The 6725-nt window shown below is 68.0% G+C and carries 4 protein-coding genes and 1 pseudogene; 2 read left to right on the top strand and 3 right to left on the bottom strand.

Annotation, left to right across the window (positions count from 1 at the left end; genetic code table 11):
* Nucleotides 1-187: 187 nt before the first annotated feature.
* The 3 genes from ACFXI3_RS40365 to ACFXI3_RS40355 all read right to left on the bottom strand — a co-directional run bounded on the left by ACFXI3_RS40365 (nucleotide 188) and on the right by ACFXI3_RS40355 (nucleotide 4595).
* Nucleotides 188-2077 (bottom strand): ABC transporter ATP-binding protein, encoded by a 1890-nt coding sequence (locus ACFXI3_RS40365; RefSeq protein WP_378406893.1) that lies wholly within the window; start codon nucleotides 2075-2077, stop codon nucleotides 188-190.
* Between the two features lie 116 nt (nucleotides 2078-2193).
* A complete protein-coding gene (locus ACFXI3_RS40360) occupies nucleotides 2194-3927 on the bottom strand; it encodes an ABC transporter ATP-binding protein (RefSeq protein WP_378406889.1) in 1734 nt (577 codons plus the stop codon).
* Nucleotides 3928-3968: 41 nt separating this feature from the next.
* Nucleotides 3969-4595 (bottom strand): TetR/AcrR family transcriptional regulator, encoded by a 627-nt coding sequence (locus ACFXI3_RS40355; protein WP_378406887.1) that lies wholly within the window; start codon nucleotides 4593-4595, stop codon nucleotides 3969-3971.
* 566 nt (nucleotides 4596-5161) lie between these two features.
* Here ACFXI3_RS40355 and ACFXI3_RS40350 point away from each other — a divergent pair.
* Both ACFXI3_RS40350 and ACFXI3_RS40345 read left to right on the top strand, forming a co-directional pair.
* Nucleotides 5162-5788 (top strand): TetR/AcrR family transcriptional regulator, encoded by a 627-nt coding sequence (locus tag ACFXI3_RS40350; protein ID WP_378406885.1) that lies wholly within the window; start codon nucleotides 5162-5164, stop codon nucleotides 5786-5788.
* 178 nt (nucleotides 5789-5966) lie between these two features.
* Nucleotides 5967-6715, top strand: a pseudogene (locus ACFXI3_RS40345) (cytochrome P450); the annotation flags it as partial.
* Nucleotides 6716-6725: the final 10 nt, after the last annotated feature.

The raw sequence follows: 6725 nt of genomic DNA, 5'->3' as shown, positions 1-6725 counted from the left end.
GTGTTTGTCAAGGCGGGAAAGATGCCTTGACAAACACCCCCGCGCCGCGTTTTGGCTTCGTATCGGGGTGCGGGGGAGTGTGGCTGCCTTGGGTGGGTGCATCGGCTGCGGTTGGGTGAAAGTTCGTGAGGGGAACCCTGAGGGACTCTGAGTCCCTCAGGGTTCCCCTCACGGAATGTGGTGCGGGTTATTCGGTTTCTGCCATGGCTTCTGCGAATTGGGCTGCGTAGAGGCGGGAGTAGGCGCCGCCTGCGTTGATGAGCGTTTCGTGGTTTCCTTGTTCCACGATGTTGCCGTTTTCCATCACCAGGATTACGTCTGCGTCCCGGATGGTGGAGAGGCGGTGGGCGATCACGAAGCTCGTGCGGCCGGTGCGCAGGGAGTTCATCGCGTGCTGGATCAGGACTTCAGTGCGAGTGTCCACCGAGCTGGTCGCTTCGTCCAGGATCAGGATCGCTGGCTTGGCCAGGAAGGCTCGGGCGACTGTGATCAGCTGTTTCTCGCCTGCGCTGACCGTGCCGCCTTCGTCGTCCAGGACGGTGTCGTAGCCGTCTGGGAGGGTGCGGACGAAGCGGTCCACGTAGGTTGCCTTCGCGGCTTCGATGACCTGTTCGCGGGTGACGTTGTCCGCGCCGTAGGCGATGTTGTCCGCGATGGTGCCGCCGAACAGCCAGGCGTCCTGCAGGACCATGCCGGTCTTCGACCGCAGTTCTTCGCGGTCCATGGCCTTGATGTCGACGCCGTCCAGGGTGATGCGGCCGCCGTCGATTTCGTAGAACCTCATCAGGAGGTTGACCAGGGTGGTCTTGCCCGCGCCGGTCGGGCCGACGATGGCGACGGTGTGGCCGGGTTCCACCGACAGCGACAGGTCTTCGATGAGCGGGGTGTCTTCCAGGTACCTGAACGACACGTGCTCGAAATCGACCTGTCCGTGCACGACCTCCGGACGCTGCGGGTGCTCCGGCTCCGGTTCCTGCTCCTTGGCGTCCAGCAGCGCGAACACCCGCTCGGCCGAGGCCACGCCGGACTGCAGGAGGTTCGCCATGCTCGCGATCTGCGTGACCGGCTGGCTGAACTGGCGCGAGTATTGGATGAACGCCTGCACGTCGCCCAGCGTCAACGTGCCCGAGGCGACTCGCAGCGCACCGACGACGGCGACCAGGACGTAGCTCAGGTTGCCGATGAACATCATGACCGGCTGGATCGTGCCGGAAATGAACGCTGCCTTGAAGCTCGCCTCGTACAGCGCCTCGTTCTGCTGCCGGAACAGCTCTTCGGCCTCCTTGCGGCGGCCGAAGACGTGCACCAGCGAATGGCCGGTGTACATCTCCTCGATGTGCGCGTTCAGCTTTCCGGTCGTGCCCCACTGCCGGATGAACTGCGGCTGTGCGCGCTTGCCGACCTTGGCCGCGACGAACACCGACACCGGCACCGTCAGCAGCACGATCACGCCCAGCAGCGGCGAGATGACGAACATCATCACCAGCACGCCCAGCACGGTGAACAGCGACGTGACGATCTGCGACAACGTCTGCTGCAGCGACTGGGCCAGGTTGTCGATGTCGTTGGTGACCCGGCTCAGCACCTCGCCGCGCGGCTGGCGGTCGAAGTAGCGCAGCGGCAGCCGCGCGAATTTCTCCTCGATGTCCTGGCGCAGCCGGAACACCGCGCCCTGCACCAGGTTCGTCGTGAGCCGCGCCTGGATGACGCCCAGGAACGACGCGAAGACGTACAGCGCCAGCACGATCATCAGGACCTGGCCGACCGCGGTGAAGTCGATGCCGTGGCCGGGCATCAGGTCGACGCTGGTGAACATGTCGGCCAGGGTGTTCTCCCCGCGCGCTCGCAGGCCGTCGATCACCTGCTCTTTGGTCGCGCCCAGCGGCAGGTGCCTGCTGGTGATGCCGGCGAAGATGAGGTCCGTCGCGCGGGCGAGCACCTTCGGCCCGACCACGGTCAGCGCGACGCCGATCGCGCCGAGCACCAGCACCCCGGCCAGCGCCGCCCGTTGCGGGCGCAGCAGCCGCAGCAGGCGGGCCAGCGAACCCTTGAAGTCGAGCGCTTTTTCCGCGGGCATGCCGGCGGACATCATCCGGCCGTGCCCGACCGCGGGCGCCTGCGGCCGCGTCTTGTCGCGCGCGACGGCGGCCGGTTCGTCGGCGTCGGGCGCGGTGGAGGTTTTCGTTTCCTCGCTCACGCCGCCTCCTGTTCAGTCAGCTGCGAAAGCACGATTTCCCGATAGGTCTCGTTGGTGTCCATCAGCTCGTGGTGGGTTCCGGTGCCGACGACGCGGCCGTCGTCGAGCACGATGATCCGGTCCGCGCCGCGGATCGTGCTGACCCGCTGCGCGACGATGACGACGGTCGCGTCGCGGGTTTCGTCGGCGAGCGCGCGGCGCAGCGCGGCGTCGGTGGCGTAGTCGAGTGCGCTGAACGAGTCGTCGAACAGGTAGATCTCCGGCCGGTGCACCAGCATCCGGGCGATCGCGATCCGCTGCCGCTGCCCGCCCGAGACGTTCGTGCCGCCCTGGGAGATGGGGGAGTCGAGGCCCTGTTCCATCCGTTCCACGAAATCCTTGCCCTGCGCGACTTCCAGCGCGCGCCACAGTTCTTCGTCGGTGGCGTCCGGATTGCCGTAGCGGAGGTTGCTGGCGACCGTCCCGGCGAACAGGTACGGCTTCTGCGGCACCATGCCGACCACGGACGAGAGCGTCGCCGGATCGAGCCGGCGCACGTCCACGCCGTCCACCCGGACGGAACCCTCGGTGGCGTCCATCAGCCGCGGGATCAGGTTGAGCAGCGTCGTCTTCCCGCTGCCCGTGCTGCCGATGATCGCGGTGGTCTCGCCGGGCCGCGCGAACAGCGAAACGTCTTGCAGCACCGGCTTTTCCGCGCCGGGGTACCGGAATTCCACAGTGGACAGGTCGAGGTGCCCGCGCTCGGCCCCGGCCGCGAGCGGCTCGGCGGGCGGGCGCACGCTCGACTCGGTGTCCAGCACCTCGGTGATCCGCTCGGCGCTGACCTCCGCGCGCGGCACCATCATGAACATGAAGGTGGCCATCATGACCGCCATCAGGATCTGCAGCAGGTAGGCCAGGAACGCGGTGAGCGCGCCGATCTGCATGGCTCCGCTGTCGACCCGCTGGCCGCCGAACCACAGCACGGCGACGCTCGACACGTTCACCACCAGCATCACGGTGGGGAACATCAGCGACATCAGCCTGCCGACCCGCAGCGACACGGTGAACAATTCGTCGTTGGCGCGGCCGAAACGCTCGCGCTCGTGCTTGTCGCGCACGAACGCGCGGATCACCCGGATGCCCATGATCTGCTCGCGCAGCACCTGGTTGATCTTGTCGAGGCGCACCTGCATGAGCCGGAAGGCCGAGCGCATCCGCATGATGATCAGGCCGACCGCGATGCCCAGCACCGGCACGATGACGACGAGCAGCGACGACAGCGGCACGTCCTGCTGCAGCGCGAGCAGGATGCCGCCGACGCACATGATCGGCGCGGACACCATCAGCGTGAAGGTGAGCGCGGCGAGCAGCTGGATCTGCTGGACGTCGTTGGTGGTGCGGGTGATCAGCGACGGCGTGCCGAACTTCCCGATCTCGCGCGCGGAGAAATCCTGCACGCGGTGGAAGACCCCGGCGCGGATGTCGCGGCCGACGGCCGAGGCGACGCGGGAACCGTAGTAGACGGCCCCGATCGACCCGGCGATCTGCACCAGCGTGATCAGCAGCATCACGCCGCCGATCTTCATGATGTAGCCGGTGTCGCCCTTGACGAGACCGCCGTCGATGATGTCGGCGTTGAGCGTGGGCAGGTACAGCGCGGCGATCGTCTGCACCAGTTGCAGCGCGACGACGAGCCACAGCGCGGCCCGGTACGGGCGCAGGTAGCTGCGCAACAGTTTGACCAGCACGGTCGGGTACTCCCCCAAAAGTGAATGGCGTCGGTTCGGGTCTAGCGGGCCGCGCCGGACGCGGCCAGGGCCGGCATCCCGGCGGCGGCCTCCCGCAGGAGGCCGGTGAAGGCCGATACGAACTCCTTGTCGTCGGAGTCCGAATTGAGCCAGGTGTCGAAGGCGATGCGCGAAGCGTTCTGCACAATGCTCGCCATCAGCCGGGCGTGCAACGGATTTGCGTGCTCGCCCGCTCGCTCGGCGATCGCGTCGGCGAGCACGCGCTCGACGGTGGCGTACGCGCGCAGCATCTCGCCGAACAGGCCGCCGTTCTCCATCATCGCCCGCACCCGCCGCACGTCCTCGCGGATCGGGCGGTCGTCCTCGGCGAACCGGGTGATGGAGGCGTTGACGACCGCGTCCCACAGCGGTTCGTCAGCGGGCCGGGCCAGTAGCGCCTCGCGCACGCGCTCCTGCCGTTCGACGATGAACGCGCAGACAGCTTCCTCCTTGCTGGAAAAATAGTTGTTGAAGGTGCGCGGCGAAACGCCCACCTCGTTCGCGATGTCCTCCACCCGGAGTTGCTCGAGCCCCCGCTCGAGCGCGATCCGCAACGCGGCTTCGGCGAGCGCCCTTCGCGCGGCTCGCTTCTTGCGCTCGCGCAGGCCCAGAGGTGCAGTGGAGGTCACCGGGACGAGAGTAGCAGCAAAAGTTGCGCGACGCGAAAAATTATGCGGACCGCGAAAAGTTGCGTTCTCGCAGCGGGACGGCCGGCCGAGGCGGGGGAGGTGCGGACGATGGGGGAGGATCGGGTTGTGCGGGAGCAGGATGTGCCACGGAGGGATCGTCGTAGTCCGCTGTCACCGGCCCGTCACGTCGGCGCACGACCGAGTTCGGAGGTCGATCTGACAGCGCTGTGGCAGCAGTGGTGCGAGCGTCCGTCGTTGGCCCGCCGGATGAAGCACGCTTACCGCGCTATCCCGGCAACGACGCGGAGTATGCCACCGTGCTCGTCCGAATCTCCGGGGCTGTCGGAGCAGCACTCGCTGTGGAATCCCGGCGCCTGGCACCGGCATGACCGCGTGCACCACCCATACGACGGAGGTGCCGACGTCCTGCTGCCCACGACCGCGGAACGCGACCTGCTGAAAACCCGGCACTCCGGCTGGCTCTCCGCTCATCCTCTCGGCTGCTGAGCGCTTCGTCCCGCGTGGCTGCCCGAGCTCTGCGGCGACGCGGGCGTAAGAATGGGGACATGTCGGAAGAGGCCCAGGTCGGCGCTCCGCGCACGCGCAATCGCTGGGGAGAGGGCGAGCTGCTGCGCGGGGAGATCCTCGACGCAGCCAGCCGGTTGCTGTCCGAGCTCGGCGGGGAGGACGGGCTGACCATCCGCGGAGTCGCCCGCGCCGCCGGGATCGCGCCGGCTAGCATCTATCAGCACTTCACTGATCGGGCCGCGCTCGTGGCGGGCCTCGCCGAGCACGAATTCGGCCGTCTGCGCGTCGCGATGGAGGCGGCCGAGGCGCGCGTGGATTCCGGCGACGCGGTCGGCCGCGTGCGGGCGATGCTGCACGCCTCCTGCCGGTTCGCGGTCGACAACCCCGGGCACTACCGGCTGATGACGGCCAACGGGCCTCCTCGGACCGAGCCCGGCGCGCGGCGGGTCGGGCCGCTGGCCGACGTGATCGGTCTGCTCGTCGACGGGTTCGCGCGGTGCGCCGAGGCGGGGATCGCGCTCCGGGTGCCCGCGGAGCGAGCCGCCGTGATCGCGTTCGTCGGGGCGCACGGACGCGTCGCCCTCTTCCCGAACTCCGCCGAGCACTCCGGCGCGGACGCCGTGCTGGCGTTCGTCGACGAGTTCTTCTCGCTCGTTTTCGCCTGAAATACCACGACTTCTCCCTTTCTGGGCGGCGACCTCGATCAAGCGGGTGGACAGGGGTGCCCGAGATTCCTAACATGTGTTCAGTAAGTTTCTGAACATTCGTTTGGTAACTCTCCGCAGGGAGGACTCCGATGCCGGAGGTCGTGTCCCCTTACCCGATGGCGCGAGGCGGCTGCCCGTTCGACCCGCCGCCCGAACTCGGCCGCAGGCGCGGCCGCGGATCCAGCAGATCGTCGACGACCTGCTCGCCGGTCCGAAGCCGGTCGATCTGGTGCGGGCGTTCGCGCTTCCGGTTCCTTCGTTGGTGATCTGCGATCTGCTGGGCGTGCCGTACGCGGACCGGGAGTTCTTCCATCAGATCAGCAAAGTGCTGACTTCGAGCGACGTTCCGGCGGCCGAATCGCTTGCCGCGCTGGAGGAACTGCTCGGCTACCTCGAACGGCTGGTGCGGCCATCATGATCGCGTTGGGCACCGCCGCGCTGCTGGAGAACCTGGATCAGTTCGCCGCCGTCCGCGACGGCGACGACGCGCTCGTGGCGAACGCGGTCGAGGAACTGCTGCGCTATCTCACCATCGTCCACAGTGGACGGCGGCGTGTCGCGCGGGAGGATCTGGAAGTCGGCGGGCAGCGGATCCGCGAGGGCGACGACCTGGTCGCCGCGGACGATGCCGCCAACTGCGACCCGGCGCAGTTCCCCGAACCCGACCGGCTCGACGCGACGCGGCAGGCGCGCGGGCATCTCGCCTTCGGCTACGGCGTGCACCAGTGTCTCGGCCAGGCGCTCGCGCGGATCGAACTGCAAGTGGCCTGCCGCGCGCTTTGCCGGCGGATCCCGACGCTGCGGCTCGCGATTCCGCTGCGCGGGGTCAAGTTCAAGCACGACATGGTCGTCTACGGGGTGCGCGAGCTCCCCATGACGTGGTGAATCCGGAAAG

Source organism: Amycolatopsis sp. NPDC059235 (assembly GCF_042754125.1).
In the GTDB taxonomy this organism is placed as follows: Bacteria; Actinomycetota; Actinomycetes; order Mycobacteriales; family Pseudonocardiaceae; genus Amycolatopsis; species Amycolatopsis albidoflava.
This window is presented reverse-complemented; position numbering and strand designations above follow the sequence as displayed.